Origin of the sequence: Methylobacterium sp. GXF4 (assembly GCF_000272495.1) — a bacterium.
Taxonomy (GTDB): Bacteria; Pseudomonadota; Alphaproteobacteria; order Rhizobiales; family Beijerinckiaceae; genus Methylobacterium; species Methylobacterium brachiatum.
Genome location: NZ_AKFK01000079.1, coordinates 1 through 14,823, shown reverse-complemented (window position 1 = coordinate 14,823; position 14,823 = coordinate 1). Strand labels below are relative to the sequence as shown.

Genomic DNA, 14,823 nt, shown 5'->3' with positions numbered 1-14,823 from the left:
GCGGCGAAGGCCGGTCCCTCGCCGCGGATCTACGGCGTCCGCTGAGGCTGCCGGTCGTCGCTGCGCGCCTGTTGGCTCGGCGCCGCGGGCGGCTCGGAGCCGGGCTGCATGACCTTGGCCATGAGCAGCCGATGGGGTTGCGGCCCGGGCAGGAGCTGGATCGCCTGCGGCTCCGGCTGCCGGGGTGGCTGGATCGGGGCCGCTTCGCGCCGGATCGGCTTCTTCGGAGCCGGCATCGCGGACAGGCCGGCGCACAGGATCACGCACGCCAGACCGATCAGGATGCTCTCCACGGAAGGGTCCGGGTGAGCCATCATGTAGCCGAGCCCGCCGAGGCCCGTGCCGGCGGCCAGGATACGCGAAAGCGACGGAGAGGAGGGCATGCCCGACGATCGCGGCGCCGTCCTTGCGGGCCGGTCAAACCGACCCGCTCAATTGTCGAGATCCGGCGTCGCCCTGTGCCGTGAGCATGCGTGACGGCGAACCGCCCTCACCGATGCATGGCCTTAGGTCTTGCGGGCAACCGTGAATCGGGCGGCATCGCGAAGGGTGCGCGCGCCCTCGCCCCAGGGTGCGACGGCATCCTCGCAGACGCCGACGAGGCGGTCGCATTCGGCGCGGGCGCCGTCGAGGCCGAGGCGGTCGACCAGCGTAGCCTTGCCGGCATCCTTGTCCTTGCCGGTCGCCTTGCCCATCGCCTCGGGCGAGGCCTCCCGGTCCAGGATGTCGTCGGCGATCTGGAACGCCTGGCCCAGCGCCAGGCCGTAGCGCAGCAGCGCCGCGCGCTGTCCCGCGTCGGCGCCGCCGACGATCGCGCCGGCTTCCACCGAGAAGGCCAGGATCGCGCCGGTCTTCATGGCCTGCATCCGCAGGGTGTCGTCAACGTCCATATTGGCCGCACCGAACCGCCCCTCGGCAGTGAGGTCGAGGAGCTGGCCGCCGACCATGCCGCCGAGGCCTGAGGCGCGGGCCAGCCCGAGCACCAGGTCGGCGCGGATCCGCGCATCCGGCTGCCAGGTCGGGTCGGCCACGATCTCGAAAGCCAGCGTCTGGAGGGCGTCGCCGACCAGGATCGCGGTCGCCTCGTCATAGGCCTTGTGCACCGTCGGCTTGCCCCGGCGCATGTCGTCGTCGTCCATCGCCGGCAGGTCGTCGTGGACGAGGCTGTAGCAATGCACGAGCTCGACCCCGGCGCCGGCCGCCAGTGCCGCGGCCTCGGAGCCGCCCAGCATCCGGGCGGTCTCGATGGCGAGGAACGGGCGCAGGCGCTTGCCGCCGCCCAGCACGGCGTGGCGCATCGCGTCCATCAGCCGGGGCGGCCGGGCGATCTCGCCGGGGCCGATGTCCGGGCCGAGCCGCTCGACCAGGAAGGTCTCGACCGTCTCGGCGACCTGCGCCAGCCTGTGGGAAAACTCGGCGGCGGGGGTGGCCGTCTTGACCGAACCGGTCTGAGCCTGCGTTGAGGGAGTCGAGGTCATCGGGCGCTGCGTCCGGTCTTGGCCTGGCGAAATCAATCGGGCGTCGCTTTGCGCGGAGATGAAATCAAGTACGACCGAACCGAACCCAGGCGGATCGCGGCGTCGCGCGCCGTCTCGAGAGACGGGCCACGCGACCTGCCGCGCGCTCGCCCGAGGCGCTCCCGCCGTGTGCGCCGGCTCGTAGGAGCGCTGCTGCTGCTCCCCGCCCTCGGTTTCATCTTCACGCTCACGCTGGCGCTCGTCTATAGCGCGGTGACGCCGCCGTCGACTCTGATGCTCGGACGGTGGCTGACGCTTCAGCCGGTGAGCCGGGATCCGGTGCCGCTGACGGCGATCGCGTCGGTCCTGCCGCAGGCCGTGATCGCCTCGGAGGATCAGCGCTTCTGCCTGGATTACGGCGTCGATTTCGGGGCGATCCGCGAGGTCGTGGAGGATGAGGATTCGCCGAGCCGGGGCGCCTCGACCATCGCCATGCAGACCGTGAAGAACGTCTTCCTGTGGCCGGGCCGGTCCTACATCCGCAAGGCCTTCGAGATCCCGCTCGCGCTGGCGCTCGATGCCCTCTGGGGCAAGCGGCGGATGATGGAGATCTATCTCAACATTGCCGAATGGGGCGACGGCATCTACGGCGCCCAGGCGGCGAGCCGGCACTGGTTCGGCAAGGATGCGAGCCGGCTGACCCGGGGCGAGGCCGCCCTCCTGGCCGCCGTCCTGCCGAACCCGATCACCCGCAGCGCCGGCCGCCCCTCCCCCGGGGTCCGCCGCCGGGCCGCGCAGATCCAGGCGATGATGGGTCAGATCGAGGGGCTCACGGGTTGCCTGCGGCGGTGACGTGTCCCGATCGCTCCCCCGGGGGCTGCTCGCTGGCGCGCCGGATCGATGCGAGCATGCGCCGGCGCACGAGCCCGCTCACGGGGCGGATCACGAGCCAGTAGAGCGTGAATTTCAGGCGCGCGGCGCGGCTGGGACAGTCGATCCGCGTCTCGGTGACCAATTCGGTTCGGCCGTCCGGGTGACGCCGGGTGGCAAAGGCCAGCGCGAGCCTGGCGACGTCTCCCACCGCGAATGCCTGGAACGCTGGGCCGTCCGCCACCGGCTCCAGCCCGTAATCCGGACGCCAGAATCGTCCGACCAGCCCGTAAACGATCTCGTCCGCGCTCCGGTCGAGCAGGGTGAAATCGTGGAAGCCGAACGGGGCGCGCGGCCCGTCCGGCCTGCCGAGGAGGCGCATCGGAATCTCGCGCAGGCCGATCACCGTCCGGAAGAACCGATCCGAATCCGGGCGATAGGCGACGACGCTGTCGAGGATCGCGGCAGGCTCGGCCGCGATCAGGCAGGCATGCGTCTCGCGGAATTGATAGGCCGGAAGGTATCGGTCGAGGAGCCGCATGGTGGGGGCATGCGCCGTCCCGCTGCCCCGTTCGGGGCGATTAGGCTGCGCCGTCATACGATCGGATCGATCATGAGCGTCCCCGAATCGCGACATCCGAACCCGATGCAGCGTGATCGGACGGCGCGCGGATGCAAGGGCTGACCACGGCGGTAGCAGGCACCGAATCACCTCTGTAAGAGGGGCGCCAGAGCCGCGATATCCGGGACCGAATGACAATGACCGACGCCGTCTACGACCTCACCCTCGAGCGCATCGCCCTGATCCGCCGGATGGTGGTCGCCTGGAACGGCGCCGAGCCCGGCGCGCCGATGATCCACCCGGAGGCGCCCTACGGCAGCCGGGACCGGGACGGCGACATCGCCAACGTGACGGGGGACGATGACGGCGCCGAGGAGGAGCACCGGGCGCTGGAGGATGGGCTCGCCGTGTTCTCGCAGAATGCCCGGCTGAAGCCCGGCCGCTACCAGTACCACAACCCGTTGGCGAAGCTGGATTGCGCGGCGATCACCGACGTGTTCCGGGATTTAGCCACGGGCGAGACCCCGGAGCACATCACCTTCGCGGTGACGGAGGAGCATCTCGCGTTGATCCCGCGGCTCAACCACATGTGGGACGACGATCACGGCGTGCCGCGGATCGACCCGGAGCGGCCCTACGGCGGAGCGGAGGCCTACACGCTCGACATGGGCCGGCATCTCGGCGGCGGCACCGAACCGGAGAACCTGGTCCGGCTTCACCGCGAGATGCAGCCGGCCTTCCAGATCTTCCTGCGCTACGCCGATCTCGGGCCCGGCACCTTCCGCCGGAACGCCGCCTCGGTGTGGGAGCCCGCCTGAGCGCGGGCCCCCGGGGGACGCTCAGGCGTCCCGCTTCTTGCGCTGCGCCAGGGTGCGCAGCCGGAGCGCGTTCAGCTTGATGAAGCCCGCGGCGTCGCGGTGATCGTACGCCACGGCGCCTTCCTCGAAGGTCACCAGGTCCTGGTCGTAGAGCGAGTGCGGGCTCTCGCGGCCAATCACGTGGACGCCGCCCTTGTAGAGCTTCAGCCGCACCGTGCCGGTGACCTTCTCCTGGCTCTTGTCGATCAGCGCCTGGATCATCTCGCGCTCGGGCGAGAACCAGAAGCCGTTATAGATCAGCTCCGCGTATTGCGGCATCAGCTGGTCCTTGAGGTGGGCCGCGCCGCGGTCCAGCGTGATCGACTCGATCGCCCGGTGGGCGGGCAGCAGGATCGTGCCGCCCGGGGTCTCGTACATGCCGCGGCTCTTCATGCCGACGAAGCGGTTCTCGACGAGGTCGAGCCGGCCGATGCCGTTGTCGTGGCCGAGCTGGTTGAGCTTGGCCAGCAGGCTGGCGGGCGAGAGCTTTTCGCCGTCGATCGAGACCGCGTCGCCCTTCTCGAAGCCGATGGTGATGATGGTCGGCGTGTCCGGCGCCTGCTCCGGCGAGATCGTCCGCGAGAACACGTAGTCGGGCACCTCGACGGCCGGATCCTCGAGCACCTTGCCCTCCGAGGAGGCGTGCAGCAGGTTGGCGTCCACCGAGAACGGGCTTTCGCCGCGCTTGTCCTTGGCGATCGGGATCTGGTGCTGCTCGGCGAAGGCGATCAGCTGCTCGCGGGAGCGCAGGTCCCATTCCCGCCAGGGGGCGATCACCGTGACGTCGGGCTTGAGCGCGTAGTAGCCGAGCTCGAACCGGACCTGGTCGTTGCCCTTGCCGGTGGCGCCGTGGCAGACCGCGTCGGCCCCGACGCGCTCGGCGATCTCGATCTGCTTCTTGGCGATCAGCGGCCGCGCGATCGAGGTGCCGAGCAGGTACACGCCCTCGTAAACGGCGTTGGCCCGGAACATCGGGAACACGTAGTCCCGCACGAATTCCTCGCGCAGGTCCTCGATGTAGATGTTCTCGGGCTTGATGCCGAGCAGCTCCGCCTTGCGGCGGGCCGGCTCCAGCTCCTCGCCCTGGCCGAGATCGGCCGTGAAGGTGACGACCTCGCAGCCGTAGGTGGTCTGCAGCCACTTCAGGATGATCGATGTGTCGAGGCCGCCGGAATAGGCCAGCACGACCTTCTTCACGGGGCTCTTCGCGGGATCGGACATGCTGGTTCCGGAACTGGTGCAGGGTGTCGGCGGCTTATCGCGGGTGTCATCGGCCTGCAACCGGCGTGCCGCCTCGCGCGTAGCCTGTTGCCGGACGATCGACAGCGTTTCGCCTCATGACGGCCTTGCGGCCGTGTGAGGCACGGCGCGGCGTGGGCATTGCCTGATCCCCGCAGCACGACAAGCATCGGAGAAGCGAAGTCCATGGCGCGCCAGCCCACCCTGGAGTTCTGGTACGAATTCGCCTCCTCGTATTCCTATCTGGCGGCGATGCGGATCGAGGCGGCCGCGGAGGCGGCAGGCGTCGCCGTGCGCTGGCGGCCGTTCCTGGTCGGCCCGCTCTTCGCCTCGCAGGGCTGGACGACCTCGCCGTTCAATCTCTACCCGGCCAAGGGCAAGAATATGTGGCGCGACGTGGAGCGCGAGGCCGCCCGCCTCGGCCTGCCGCCGCTCACCCGGCCGGCGCAATTCCCGCAGAACAGCCTGAGCGCGGTGCGGGCGGCGATCTACGGTCACGATCAGGACTGGCTGGTGCCGTTCTCGAAGGCGGTCTTCACCGCGAGTTTCGCCGAGGGGCGTTCGATCGCTGAGCCGGCCGCCGTTGTCGAGATCCTCGATTCGCTCGGGCTCGACGGCACCCAGACCGTGCGCGCCGCCGCCGGCGAGGCCAACAAGACCCGGCTTCGGGTCGCCGTCGAGGAAGCCCGTTCGCGCGGCATCTACGGCGCCCCGACCTTTCTCGCCGATGACGGCGAGCTGTTCTGGGGCAACGACCGCCTGGAACAGGCCCTGGCCTGGGCGGTGGGCGACCGTCCGGCCGGCATCCGGTAGGGCGGCGTTCACGGACCTGCGCCATCACGGCGGCGCGCATCCGCGTTGCGGCCCCGCCTCGGCCCGAAACCCCTCCCGTCCCGGACGATGTACATGGTGCTGACCCGTCGTAACCTCATTGCTGCCGCTGCCGGTGCCTCCATCGGCGTCGGACTCGGACGGGCCGCCGCCCAATCCTACGGCCAGCGCGTTGCGGTGACGGGCGATGACGGCAGGCCCGTCGCGAACTCGATCCTGCCGGGGGAGATCACCGGCCAGATCCCGGCGCTGCGCGGCGTCACCTATGCCGGCCCGCGCGAGGCCCAGACCACCCTGTACGAGTTCTTCGACTTCAACTGCCCGTACTGCCGCAAGGCCGCCGCCGACGTCGTGGCCCTGCACGAATCCGATCCGGACCTGCGCGTCGGCCTCGTCAACAATCCGATCCTGTCCCCGCAATCCGCCCAGGCCGCCAAGGTGATGCTGGCGGTCCAGCGCAAGCTCGGCTCGGCCGCCGCCTGGACCTTCTATCGCACGCTCCTGGGGAAACCCGGACGGATCGACGGGCCCGGCGCCCTCACGGCCGCAGCGGCGCTCGGCATCCCGCAGGCGGAGGTCGAGGAGATCGCCGACAGCGAGGAGGTCCGGCAGGCCCTCAAGAGCCAGATGCGTATGGCGGCCGATCTCGGCCTCTACGCCACACCCTCCTATGTCCTGGGCAACAGCGGCATCCTCGGCCATCCCGGCGCCAACGCCATGGCGAAGATGATCGCCAGCACCCGGCGGTGCGATCGGCTGGCCTGCTGAGATTTCCTGACCGCCGGGCGCCCGACTTGTGCAACCCCGCGCGGCGTTGCAGATTCGGGCGATTGGAAGAGACGGCCATGACTTACGAAGCGCCCAATCGCCCGGCCTTCACGACGGACGGGCCCCCTCGCCGTTTCGCGATCGACGCCCTCGACGCCGTGACGCTCGCGGTCGACGCGCAGACGGAGGATGGCGAGACCGTGCCGGCGGGGACGGTCGGGACCGTCGTTGCGGTCTGGGGCGAGGCCGAGGCCTTCGACATCGAGTTCGACGCTCCCTTCACCGGCCTCGTTACGATCGGTCGGGAGATGATCCGCGAGCACCGGCGGCCGGCTTAAGTGCGGCCCTACATTTCCTGGCCGTCCGGCTTCAATATCGCGCCGGCCAAGATTACCGGCTATCTGCTGAACCTGTCGGGCGGAAGCCCAGCGAAGGCCCGGTGGTGGCTCTCGCAAGGGTTTGATCCGGATCGCCCCGAAGTGCTGATCGAGGCCCTGTTCGAGCATACGTCGGCGACGAATTTCGTCGGCCTTCGTTTGCCGCCGAAAATGTGGGGACATCGCCTCGTCTTCGAGGGGCCGATCCGCACGCCCCTGGCCTCGAACCCAGAGGTCCGATCGGTCTGGCAAGTCAGCTCCGGAACACCGAGCGGCATCCGCGGCGTTGCGGAGCTCGTGACCGCGCATCGGATCTGAATGGGCCCGCGGGTCGTGTTCGAACGATCCACTGCGTCACACTTCCGCCGCCGTATCGCGCAGAGCCGCGCCGGTCCGTGTTGCGTGCGGCCATGCTGGCATGCTAGGCGGTCGCCGCGCCACAAGGGCTGGTTCTCGACCCTTCCCGCTGCTGGCGCGATCCCACGTCCCGAACGAGATCCGCACCGCGTTCCCGGCCGGAGCGCGCGGATCGGGCGGGCAACAGAGAAGAGAGCGACGGGTGGCGCAGAACGGTTCCGAGGCTGGTCCCCTGGTCGCAGGCGTGGCGGGCCGGTACGCTTCCGCCCTTTTCGAGCTCGCGCGTGACGAGCGCCAGGTCGACGCGGTCGCCGAGGCCCTCAATCAATTCGATGCCCTGCTGAAGGAGAGCGCGGACCTGCGCCGCCTCGTCCGCAGCCCGGCTTTCACCCCGGTGGAGCAGACCGCCGCCATCGGCGCCGTCCTCGACCGTGCCGGGATCGGTGGTCTCGCCGGAAACTTCATCCGCCTCGCGGCCTCGAATCGGCGCCTGTTCGCCCTGCCGGGCATGATCAGGGCCTTCCGGTCGCTGGTTCAGGACTCGAAGGGCGTGGTGCGCGCCGAGGTGCGGGTGGCCGAACGGCCGTCCGACGCGTTGATTGAGGAGATCAAGGCGTCGCTGCGCGACATCGCCAAGGCCGATGTCGATCTCGACCTGGTCGTCGATCCGAGCCTGATCGGCGGTCTCGTCGTCCGGATGGGCTCGCGGATGATCGACGCGTCCCTCAAGACCAAGCTCAACGGTATCCGCCTCGCGATGCGGACCGCGCAGTAAGCGCGCCCCATCCGATCCGAACATGCACTGACGATTTAGCGACAGAGGCCCGAGTATGGACATCCGCGCCGCCGAGATCTCCGCGATCCTGAAGGACCAGATCAAGAACTTCGGCGAAGAGGCCGAGGTCTCCGAGGTCGGGCAGGTCTTGTCCGTCGGTGACGGCATCGCCCGCGCCTACGGCCTCGACAACGTCCAGGCCGGTGAGATGGTCGAGTTCGAGTCGGGTGTGCGCGGCATGGCGCTCAACCTCGAGCAGGACAACGTCGGCATCGTGATCTTCGGCTCCGACCGCGAGATCAAGGAAGGCCAGACCGTCAAGCGCACCGGCGCCATCGTGGACGTGCCGGTCGGCAAGGGCCTGCTCGGCCGCGTGGTCGACGGCCTCGGCAACCCGATCGACGGCAAGGGCCCGATCCAGTCCACCGAGCGTCGCCGGGTCGACGTGAAGGCGCCGGGCATCATCCCGCGCAAGTCGGTGCACGAGCCGATGGCCACGGGCCTGAAGGCGATCGATGCCCTGATCCCGGTCGGCCGCGGCCAGCGCGAGCTGATCATCGGCGATCGCCAGACCGGCAAGACCGCCATCGCCCTCGACACCATCCTAAACCAGAAGCCCGGCCATGCCGCGGGCGGGGACGAGAAGTCCAAGCTCTACTGCATCTACGTCGCCATCGGCCAGAAGCGCTCCACGGTCGCCCAGTTCGTGAAGGTGCTCGAGGACCAGGGCGCCCTGGAATACTCGATCGTCATCGCGGCCACCGCGTCGGACGCCGCGCCGATGCAGTTCATCGCGCCCTTCGCCGGCTGCGCCATGGGCGAGTATTTCCGCGATAACGGCATGCACGCCGTGATCGTGTACGACGATCTGTCCAAGCAGGCCGTGGCCTACCGTCAGATGTCCCTGCTGCTGCGCCGCCCGCCGGGCCGCGAGGCCTATCCGGGCGACGTGTTCTACCTCCACAGCCGCCTGCTCGAGCGCGCCGCCAAGATGGGCGACGCCGCCGGCAACGGCTCGCTGACCGCCCTGCCGGTCATCGAGACCCAGGCCAACGACGTTTCGGCCTACATCCCGACCAACGTGATCTCGATCACCGACGGCCAGATCTTCCTCGAGACCGACCTGTTCTACCAGGGCATCCGCCCGGCGGTGAATGTCGGCCTCTCGGTGTCGCGGGTGGGCTCCTCCGCCCAGACCAAGGCGATGAAAAAGGTCGCCGGCAAGATCAAGGGCGAGCTGGCGCAGTACCGCGAGATGGCGGCCTTCGCGCAGTTCGGCTCGGATCTCGACGCCTCGACCCAGCAGCTCCTCAACCGCGGCTCGCGGCTCACCGAGCTCCTGAAGCAGCCGCAATTCTCGCCGCTGAAGATGGAAGAGCAGGTCGCCGTGATCTACGCCGGCGTGAACGGCTACCTGGACAAGCTCCCGGTCAGCAAGATCCGCGCCTTCGAGGACAGCCTGCTCAGCACGCTGCGCACGAAGCACCAGGACCTGCTCAGCGCCATCGCCACCTCGAAGGACCTGTCGGACGAGAGCGCCGGCAAGCTGAAGAGCGTGGTCGAGGGCGTGGCCAAATCGATCGGCGCCTGATCGCGCAAAGACCCGTGTGACCTCCCCGCCTCCGGTGGGGAGGGTTGGGGGCGGCACCGGTGCTGATGGCACCATCGGCCGCCGGACCCGGCACAATTCCCACCTTCGGCTCCTCCCCGCACGGGGGAGGAGAGGCCCTGGAACGGATCTGGACGCGGCCCGATGGCGAGTTTGAAGGACCTGCGCAACCGCATCACCTCGGTGAAGGCGACGCAGAAGATCACCAAGGCCATGCAGATGGTCGCCGCCGCCAAGCTGCGCCGTGCGCAGATGGCCGCCGAGGCCGGCCGTCCCTTCGCGGAGAAGATGGCTCAGGTGCTCGGCAACCTCGCCGGCAATCTGGTCGGCGGCGTCGGCGCCCCGAAGCTCCTCTCGGGCACCGGTTCCGAGCAGACCCATCTCCTAGTCGTCTGCACCGGCGATCGCGGCCTGTGCGGCGCGTTCAACTCCTCGATCGTCCGCCTGGCGGTCCGGGAATACATCCAGAAGCTCACCGCCGAGGGCAAGACCGTCAAGATCATGACGGTCGGCAAGAAGGGCAACGATCAGCTGCGTCGCCTCTACCGCGACCAGATCGTCGAGAGCATGGATATCCGCGGCAATCGCCCGGTCGATTACGAGTTCGCCGCCGAGATCGCCAACAAGATCCTGACGCGCTTCGAGGCCGGCGAGTTCGACGTCGCGACCCTGTTCTATTCCGAGTTCCGCTCGGTGATCTCGCAGATCCCCACCGCGCAGCGCCTGATCCCGGCGGAGCTGCCGGCGGCCGACACGGCGGTCAAGAGCGCCAACGGCAACGCCGCTCTGGAATTCGAGCCCTCCGAGGAGGCGATCCTGGAGACGCTGCTGCCGAAGAACCTCACCGTGCAGGTCTATCGGGCGCTCCTGGAGAACGCCGCGTCCGAGCAGGGTGCGCGGATGAGCGCCATGGACTCGGCCACCCGCAATGCGGGTGAGATGATCAAGAAGCAGACGCTGATCTACAACCGCACGCGTCAGGCCATGATCACCAAAGAACTCATCGAGATCATCTCGGGCGCGGAAGCTCTCTGAGGCTCCGCGACCTGAACGCACAGCTTGAAGGGTAGGTTTACGATGGCGAACACCGCAATCCCCGGCGCCGGCTCCAACAAGGTCGGCAAGATCACCCAGGTCATCGGCCCCGTGGTCGACGTGCAGTTCGACGGGCACCTGCCCGAGATCCTGAACGCCCTGGAGACCAAGAACAACGGCGCCCGCCTCGTCCTCGAGGTCGCCCAGCAGCTCGGCGAGAGCACCGTCCGCTGCATTGCCATGGACACGTCCGAGGGCCTGACCCGCGGCCAGGAGTGCACCGATACCGGCGAGCCGATCAAGGTCCCGGTGGGCATGAACACGCTGGGCCGCATCATGAACGTGATCGGCGAGCCGATCGACGAGGCCGGCCCGGTCGTGTGCGAGACCTACCGCGCCATCCACCAGCCGGCCCCCTCCTACGCCGACCAGTCCACCGAGGCGCAGATCCTGGTCACGGGCATCAAGGTCGTCGACCTGCTCGCCCCCTACGCCAAGGGCGGCAAGATCGGCCTGTTCGGCGGCGCCGGCGTCGGCAAGACCGTGCTGATCATGGAGCTGATCAACAACATCGCGAAGGTGCACTCCGGCTACTCCGTCTTCGCCGGCGTCGGCGAGCGGACCCGTGAGGGCAACGATCTCTACCACGAGATGATCGAGTCCAAGGTGAACCTGGACCCGAAGGAGAATAACGGCTCGGCCGAGGGCTCCAAGTGCGCCCTGGTCTACGGCCAGATGAACGAGTCGCCGGGCGCCCGCTCGCGCGTCGCGCTGACCGGCCTGACCATCGCGGAGCAGTTCCGCGACGAGGGCCAGGACGTGCTGTTCTTCGTGGACAACATCTTCCGCTTCACCCAGGCGGGGTCCGAGGTGTCGGCGCTACTCGGCCGCATCCCCTCGGCGGTGGGCTACCAGCCGACGCTGGCCACCGACATGGGCGCCCTGCAGGAGCGCATCACCACCACCACCAAGGGCTCGATTACCTCGGTGCAGGCCATCTACGTGCCGGCCGACGATCTGACCGACCCGGCGCCCGCCGCCTCCTTCGCCCACCTCGACGCCACGACCGTGCTGTCCCGCTCGATCGCCGAAAAGGGCATCTACCCGGCGGTGGATCCGCTGGACTCGACCTCGCGCATGCTGTCGCCGGCGATCCTCGGCGAGGAGCATTACGACGTCGCCCGCCGCGTCCAGCAGACGCTGCAGCGCTACAAGGCCCTCCAGGACATCATCGCGATCCTGGGCATGGACGAGCTGTCCGAGGAGGATAAGCTCACCGTCGCCCGCGCCCGCAAGATCGAGCGCTTCTTCTCGCAGCCCTTCTCGGTCGCCGAGGTGTTCACCGGCTCGCCGGGCGTGCAGGTGCCGCTGGAAGACACCATCAAGGGCTTCAAGGGCCTGGTGAACGGCGATTACGACGACCTGCCGGAGGCCGCCTTCTACATGGTCGGCACGATCGAGCAGGCCCAGGAGAAGGCCAAGAAGCTGAAGGCCGCCTAAGGCCGGCATCCCCTCCCCGGTCGCGGGGAGGGGTCGGGGTGGGGTGGCGGCATCGGCGAGCTTCGTCGGCGCCGTCCGTACCGCCCCACCTCCAGCTCCGCCCCGCGATGGGGCGGAGAGCGTATTGCGGTTCCGGGATCGTCCTGAGATGGCCACCTTCCACTTCGATTTCGTCGGCCCCGAGCGGACGCTGTATTCCGGCGAGGTGACGGCCGTTCAGCTGCCCGGCACCGAGGGCGAGATGACCGTTATGCCGGGCCACGCCCCGGTCCTGACCTCCCTGCGGGTCGGGGTCATCGTGATCACCGAGAGCCAAGGCAGCGGCAAGCGGATCTACGTCCGCGGCGGCTTCGCCGATATCGGTCCGACCGCCGTGACGGTGCTGGCCGAGCGCGCCGCGCCGATCGAAGAGCTGACGCACGAATCCCTCGACCGCGACATCGAGGCGGCCGAGCTGCAGCGCGACGCCACCGAAGACCTGCAGAAGCGCGAGGAGCTGAACGGCCAGATCGTCCAGCTTCAGGAGACCAAGGCGCTGCTCAAGCTCTGATCGGTCATGCGCGGGCGCTCGCGAGCGCCCGCTCCAGCAGCGACGCCCGCGTCTCGGCGTCCATCGGGCAACCGAGTTCCAACCACAACGACCTGGCTGCGGCCAATCCGCGGCCGATGGCGGGGCCGGCCGGCAGTCCGGCCGCCACGAGATCCGCCCCCGCCAGCGGGAAGCTCGGCGCACCGCCCTCCCCGCTCAGAGCCTGCAGCGCCCGCTCGGCGTCCTCCGTCAGGATCGGCCGGGGCTCGCCGGACAGGATGGCTAGCGTCTCTCTGAGTAACGGCAGCCCGTGTTCCGCGGCCAGCGCGCGCGCGGCCGGTGCGTCGATTCCGGCGCGGCCGTGAAGGTCCGCCAGCGCATCCGCATAGCCGGTGAGCAGCGCGTATTCCTGCTTCGACAGACGCAAGCGCTCCCGCAGCCGATCCGCGTCCTGCCGGCTTTCGACCGACAGGGCGGCGAGACGCATAACCGGCGAGAGTGCGGCGGCGCTGGCTCGTTCCAGGCGCCCGCGTTCGGCGACGCCGCCCGTGATCCGCTGGAGCAGCCCCGTGGCGCTCAGCGTTCCGACCATCGGCACCCCGCCGGGGGCGGTCAGGAGTTTCAGGAACTCGGCCCGGACCCGCTCGCGGGATAGCCGGTCCAGGGCGTCGCGCGCGGCGATACAGGCGGCGAGCGCCGCCGCATCCGGTGGGCCGGCGCCGAAGCGGGCATGGAAGCGAAAGAAGCGCAGGATCCGCAAGGCATCCTCGCGGATGCGGGTTGCGGGATCGCCGATGAAGCGGACCCGACCGGCCGCTAGGTCGGGCAGCCCGCCGACCGTGTCGTGCAGGCGCCCGTCGGCCCCGAGGGAGAGCGCGTTGACGGTGAAGTCGCGCCGCTCGGCATCCCGGGCGAAATCGCCGCCGAACCGCACCACGGCGTGACGGCCATCGGTCTCGACATCCTCGCGCAGGGTGGTGACCTCGATCGGTCCGTCCCCGGTGACCAGCGTCACGGTGCCGTGCTCGATCCCGGTCGGCACCGCCTTGAGGCCCGGTACCCTGCGGGCGGCATCCATCACCGCATCCGGCAGCAGCGTGGTCGCGAGGTCGATATCGGCGGATGGATTGCCGAGCAGCGCGTCGCGCACGCAGCCGCCGACCAGGCGGGTCTCGGCGCCCTTTGCGTCCAGGGCGGCCAGCGCCCGGCGCACGCCCGGCTGGTCCAGGAGGGCCGCCAGCCCGCCGTGATCGAGCGCGTGCGTCACTTGAAGCCGCCCGGTACGAGGCGGCCGTTCTCCATGTGGGGCGGCACGTACCCGCCGGCCCGGCGTTCGGAGAACACGCCCTCGTAGACCAGCGTGCCGATCACGATGGCGAGGCCGGTGAGCACGAGGCGGAGGAGGTGCGGATCCCAATGCACCCGGCGGAGCGGATTGCGGCCGACCAGCACCAGGTAGATCGTGAACACCGCGAAGGGGATGAGGAAGAGGCCGAACTCTTCGATGAGGCGGCGCAGCATGATTGTCGGTGACCTTATCCCGCGGGGTGCGTGCTGGTTTCCGGGTAGAGGCGCTCCCGGAGGTTGTTCAGGATCCCGGCCGTGACCCCCCAGATGAGGCGGTCTTCGAAGGTCAGGGCATAGTACCGGCGGGTGCGTCCCTGCCAGACCCGCGCCTCCAGGATGTAGCGCTCCCGATCCATCAGAACCGGCAGCGGCACCTCGAACACGTCCGCCACCTCGGACGGGTTTGGCGTGAAGGCGGCGTCGTCGGGCACGATGCCGATCACCGGTGTCACTAGGAACCCGGTGCCGGACAGGTAGGGGTCGAGATAGCCGAGCAGGCGCACGCTTTCGGGCGCGAGCCCGATCTCCTCGTGGGCTTCCCGCAGGGCCGCATCCGCCGGTCCGGGATCGGCGGGGTCGATCTTGCCGCCGGGCAGCGCGACCTGCCCGGAATGGTCGCGCAGATTGGCCGCACGCTGGGTCAGCACGAGTTGCGGACCGCCGGCCCGGAACACCACCGGCACCAGCACGGCGGCCCGCCGATGTGGCGG

18 protein-coding genes are annotated in these 14,823 nt (G+C 69.3%); 11 read left to right on the top strand and 7 right to left on the bottom strand.

Going from position 1 to position 14,823, the window contains the following annotated elements; all coding sequences use genetic code 11:
• Nucleotides 1-29: 29 nt before the first annotated feature.
• Nucleotides 30-383 carry a hypothetical protein gene (locus WYO_RS21885; RefSeq protein ID WP_007566564.1) on the bottom strand — a complete coding sequence of 118 codons (354 nt, stop codon included), beginning with the start codon at nt 381-383 and terminating at the stop codon, nt 30-32.
• A 123-nt stretch (nt 384-506) separates the two neighbouring features.
• Nucleotides 507-1,478 carry a polyprenyl synthetase family protein gene (locus WYO_RS21880; RefSeq protein ID WP_007566563.1) on the bottom strand — a complete coding sequence of 324 codons (972 nt, stop codon included), beginning with the start codon at nt 1,476-1,478 and terminating at the stop codon, nt 507-509.
• 168 nt (nt 1,479-1,646) lie between these two features.
• Between WYO_RS21880 and mtgA the strand changes: the two genes are divergently transcribed.
• Nucleotides 1,647-2,309 carry a monofunctional biosynthetic peptidoglycan transglycosylase gene (mtgA, locus tag WYO_RS21875; RefSeq protein WP_007566562.1) on the top strand — a complete coding sequence of 221 codons (663 nt, stop codon included), beginning with the start codon at nt 1,647-1,649 and terminating at the stop codon, nt 2,307-2,309.
• On the opposite strand, the gene WYO_RS21870 is transcribed toward mtgA, so the two are convergent.
• Nucleotides 2,287-2,868, bottom strand: a complete 582-nt coding sequence (locus WYO_RS21870; RefSeq protein WP_007566561.1) for a hypothetical protein — start codon at nt 2,866-2,868, stop codon at nt 2,287-2,289. The genes mtgA and WYO_RS21870 overlap by 23 nt on opposite strands.
• Before the next feature lie 212 nt (nt 2,869-3,080).
• On the opposite strand from WYO_RS21870, the gene WYO_RS21865 reads away from it, so the two are divergent.
• Nucleotides 3,081-3,707 carry a hypothetical protein gene (locus tag WYO_RS21865; RefSeq protein ID WP_039903699.1) on the top strand — a complete coding sequence of 209 codons (627 nt, stop codon included), beginning with the start codon at nt 3,081-3,083 and terminating at the stop codon, nt 3,705-3,707.
• A gap of 21 nt (nt 3,708-3,728) precedes the next feature.
• Here the strand turns inward: WYO_RS21865 and WYO_RS21860 are convergent, their stop codons facing one another.
• Entirely contained in the window at nt 3,729-4,967 is a 1,239-nt protein-coding gene (locus WYO_RS21860; RefSeq protein ID WP_007566559.1) for an argininosuccinate synthase, read from the bottom strand.
• 204 nt (nt 4,968-5,171) lie between these two features.
• Between WYO_RS21860 and WYO_RS21855 the strand changes: the two genes are divergently transcribed.
• From WYO_RS21855 to WYO_RS21815, 9 genes are all read left to right on the top strand, one after another.
• Nucleotides 5,172-5,798 carry a 2-hydroxychromene-2-carboxylate isomerase gene (locus tag WYO_RS21855; protein WP_007566558.1) on the top strand — a complete coding sequence of 209 codons (627 nt, stop codon included), beginning with the start codon at nt 5,172-5,174 and terminating at the stop codon, nt 5,796-5,798.
• A gap of 93 nt (nt 5,799-5,891) precedes the next feature.
• Nucleotides 5,892-6,584 (top strand): DsbA family protein, encoded by a 693-nt coding sequence (locus WYO_RS21850; protein ID WP_007566557.1) that lies wholly within the window; start codon nt 5,892-5,894, stop codon nt 6,582-6,584.
• A 77-nt stretch (nt 6,585-6,661) separates the two neighbouring features.
• Entirely contained in the window at nt 6,662-6,922 is a 261-nt protein-coding gene (locus WYO_RS21845; RefSeq protein ID WP_007566556.1) for a hypothetical protein, read from the top strand.
• Nucleotides 6,923-7,279, top strand: coding sequence for a DUF6883 domain-containing protein (locus tag WYO_RS32475; protein WP_007566555.1), 357 nt, complete (start codon nt 6,923-6,925; stop codon nt 7,277-7,279).
• A 241-nt stretch (nt 7,280-7,520) separates the two neighbouring features.
• Nucleotides 7,521-8,093, top strand: a complete 573-nt coding sequence (locus WYO_RS21835) for a F0F1 ATP synthase subunit delta (protein WP_007566554.1) — start codon at nt 7,521-7,523, stop codon at nt 8,091-8,093.
• Between the two features lie 55 nt (nt 8,094-8,148).
• Entirely contained in the window at nt 8,149-9,684 is a 1,536-nt protein-coding gene (atpA, locus tag WYO_RS21830; protein ID WP_007566553.1) for a F0F1 ATP synthase subunit alpha, read from the top strand.
• Nucleotides 9,685-9,846: 162 nt separating this feature from the next.
• Nucleotides 9,847-10,737, top strand: a complete 891-nt coding sequence (locus WYO_RS21825; RefSeq protein WP_007566552.1) for a F0F1 ATP synthase subunit gamma — start codon at nt 9,847-9,849, stop codon at nt 10,735-10,737.
• Between the two features lie 42 nt (nt 10,738-10,779).
• Entirely contained in the window at nt 10,780-12,237 is a 1,458-nt protein-coding gene (atpD, locus tag WYO_RS21820) for a F0F1 ATP synthase subunit beta (protein WP_007566551.1), read from the top strand.
• Between the two features lie 148 nt (nt 12,238-12,385).
• A complete protein-coding gene (locus WYO_RS21815) occupies nt 12,386-12,787 on the top strand; it encodes a F0F1 ATP synthase subunit epsilon (RefSeq protein ID WP_007566550.1) in 402 nt (133 codons plus the stop codon).
• Nucleotides 12,788-12,791: 4 nt separating this feature from the next.
• Here the strand turns inward: WYO_RS21815 and WYO_RS21810 are convergent, their stop codons facing one another.
• The 3 genes from WYO_RS21810 to WYO_RS21800 form a co-directional block, all read right to left on the bottom strand.
• On the bottom strand, nt 12,792-14,033 hold the full coding sequence (locus WYO_RS21810) for a CCA tRNA nucleotidyltransferase (RefSeq protein ID WP_007566549.1): 1,242 nt from the start codon (nt 14,031-14,033) through the stop codon (nt 12,792-12,794).
• Nucleotides 14,030-14,287 carry a DUF6111 family protein gene (locus WYO_RS21805; protein WP_007566548.1) on the bottom strand — a complete coding sequence of 86 codons (258 nt, stop codon included), beginning with the start codon at nt 14,285-14,287 and terminating at the stop codon, nt 14,030-14,032. The genes WYO_RS21810 and WYO_RS21805 overlap by 4 nt, the downstream gene beginning before the upstream one ends.
• Before the next feature lie 14 nt (nt 14,288-14,301).
• The coding region (locus WYO_RS21800; protein ID WP_007566547.1) for a CoA pyrophosphatase at nt 14,302-14,823 on the bottom strand (522 nt) is incomplete at its 5' end.

What these genes read in the sequence shown, in the direction of transcription:
- WYO_RS21855 (WP_007566558.1), top strand. Translation starts at nt 5,172, where the DNA reads ATGGCGCGCCAGCCCACCCTGGAGTTCTGGTACGAATTCGCCTCCTCG.
- WYO_RS21860 (WP_007566559.1), bottom strand. Translation starts at nt 4,967, where the DNA reads ATGTCCGATCCCGCGAAGAGCCCCGTGAAGAAGGTCGTGCTGGCCTAT.
- atpA (WP_007566553.1), top strand. Translation starts at nt 8,149, where the DNA reads ATGGACATCCGCGCCGCCGAGATCTCCGCGATCCTGAAGGACCAGATC.
- WYO_RS21885 (WP_007566564.1), bottom strand. Translation starts at nt 383, where the DNA reads ATGCCCTCCTCTCCGTCGCTTTCGCGTATCCTGGCCGCCGGCACGGGC.
- WYO_RS21815 (WP_007566550.1), top strand. Translation starts at nt 12,386, where the DNA reads ATGGCCACCTTCCACTTCGATTTCGTCGGCCCCGAGCGGACGCTGTAT.
- WYO_RS21880 (WP_007566563.1), bottom strand. Translation starts at nt 1,478, where the DNA reads ATGACCTCGACTCCCTCAACGCAGGCTCAGACCGGTTCGGTCAAGACG.
- WYO_RS21825 (WP_007566552.1), top strand. Translation starts at nt 9,847, where the DNA reads ATGGCGAGTTTGAAGGACCTGCGCAACCGCATCACCTCGGTGAAGGCG.
- WYO_RS21805 (WP_007566548.1), bottom strand. Translation starts at nt 14,287, where the DNA reads ATGCTGCGCCGCCTCATCGAAGAGTTCGGCCTCTTCCTCATCCCCTTC.
- WYO_RS21845 (WP_007566556.1), top strand. Translation starts at nt 6,662, where the DNA reads ATGACTTACGAAGCGCCCAATCGCCCGGCCTTCACGACGGACGGGCCC.
- atpD (WP_007566551.1), top strand. Translation starts at nt 10,780, where the DNA reads ATGGCGAACACCGCAATCCCCGGCGCCGGCTCCAACAAGGTCGGCAAG.
- WYO_RS21870 (WP_007566561.1), bottom strand. Translation starts at nt 2,868, where the DNA reads ATGCGGCTCCTCGACCGATACCTTCCGGCCTATCAATTCCGCGAGACG.
- WYO_RS21850 (WP_007566557.1), top strand. Translation starts at nt 5,892, where the DNA reads ATGGTGCTGACCCGTCGTAACCTCATTGCTGCCGCTGCCGGTGCCTCC.
- WYO_RS21865 (WP_039903699.1), top strand. Translation starts at nt 3,081, where the DNA reads ATGACAATGACCGACGCCGTCTACGACCTCACCCTCGAGCGCATCGCC.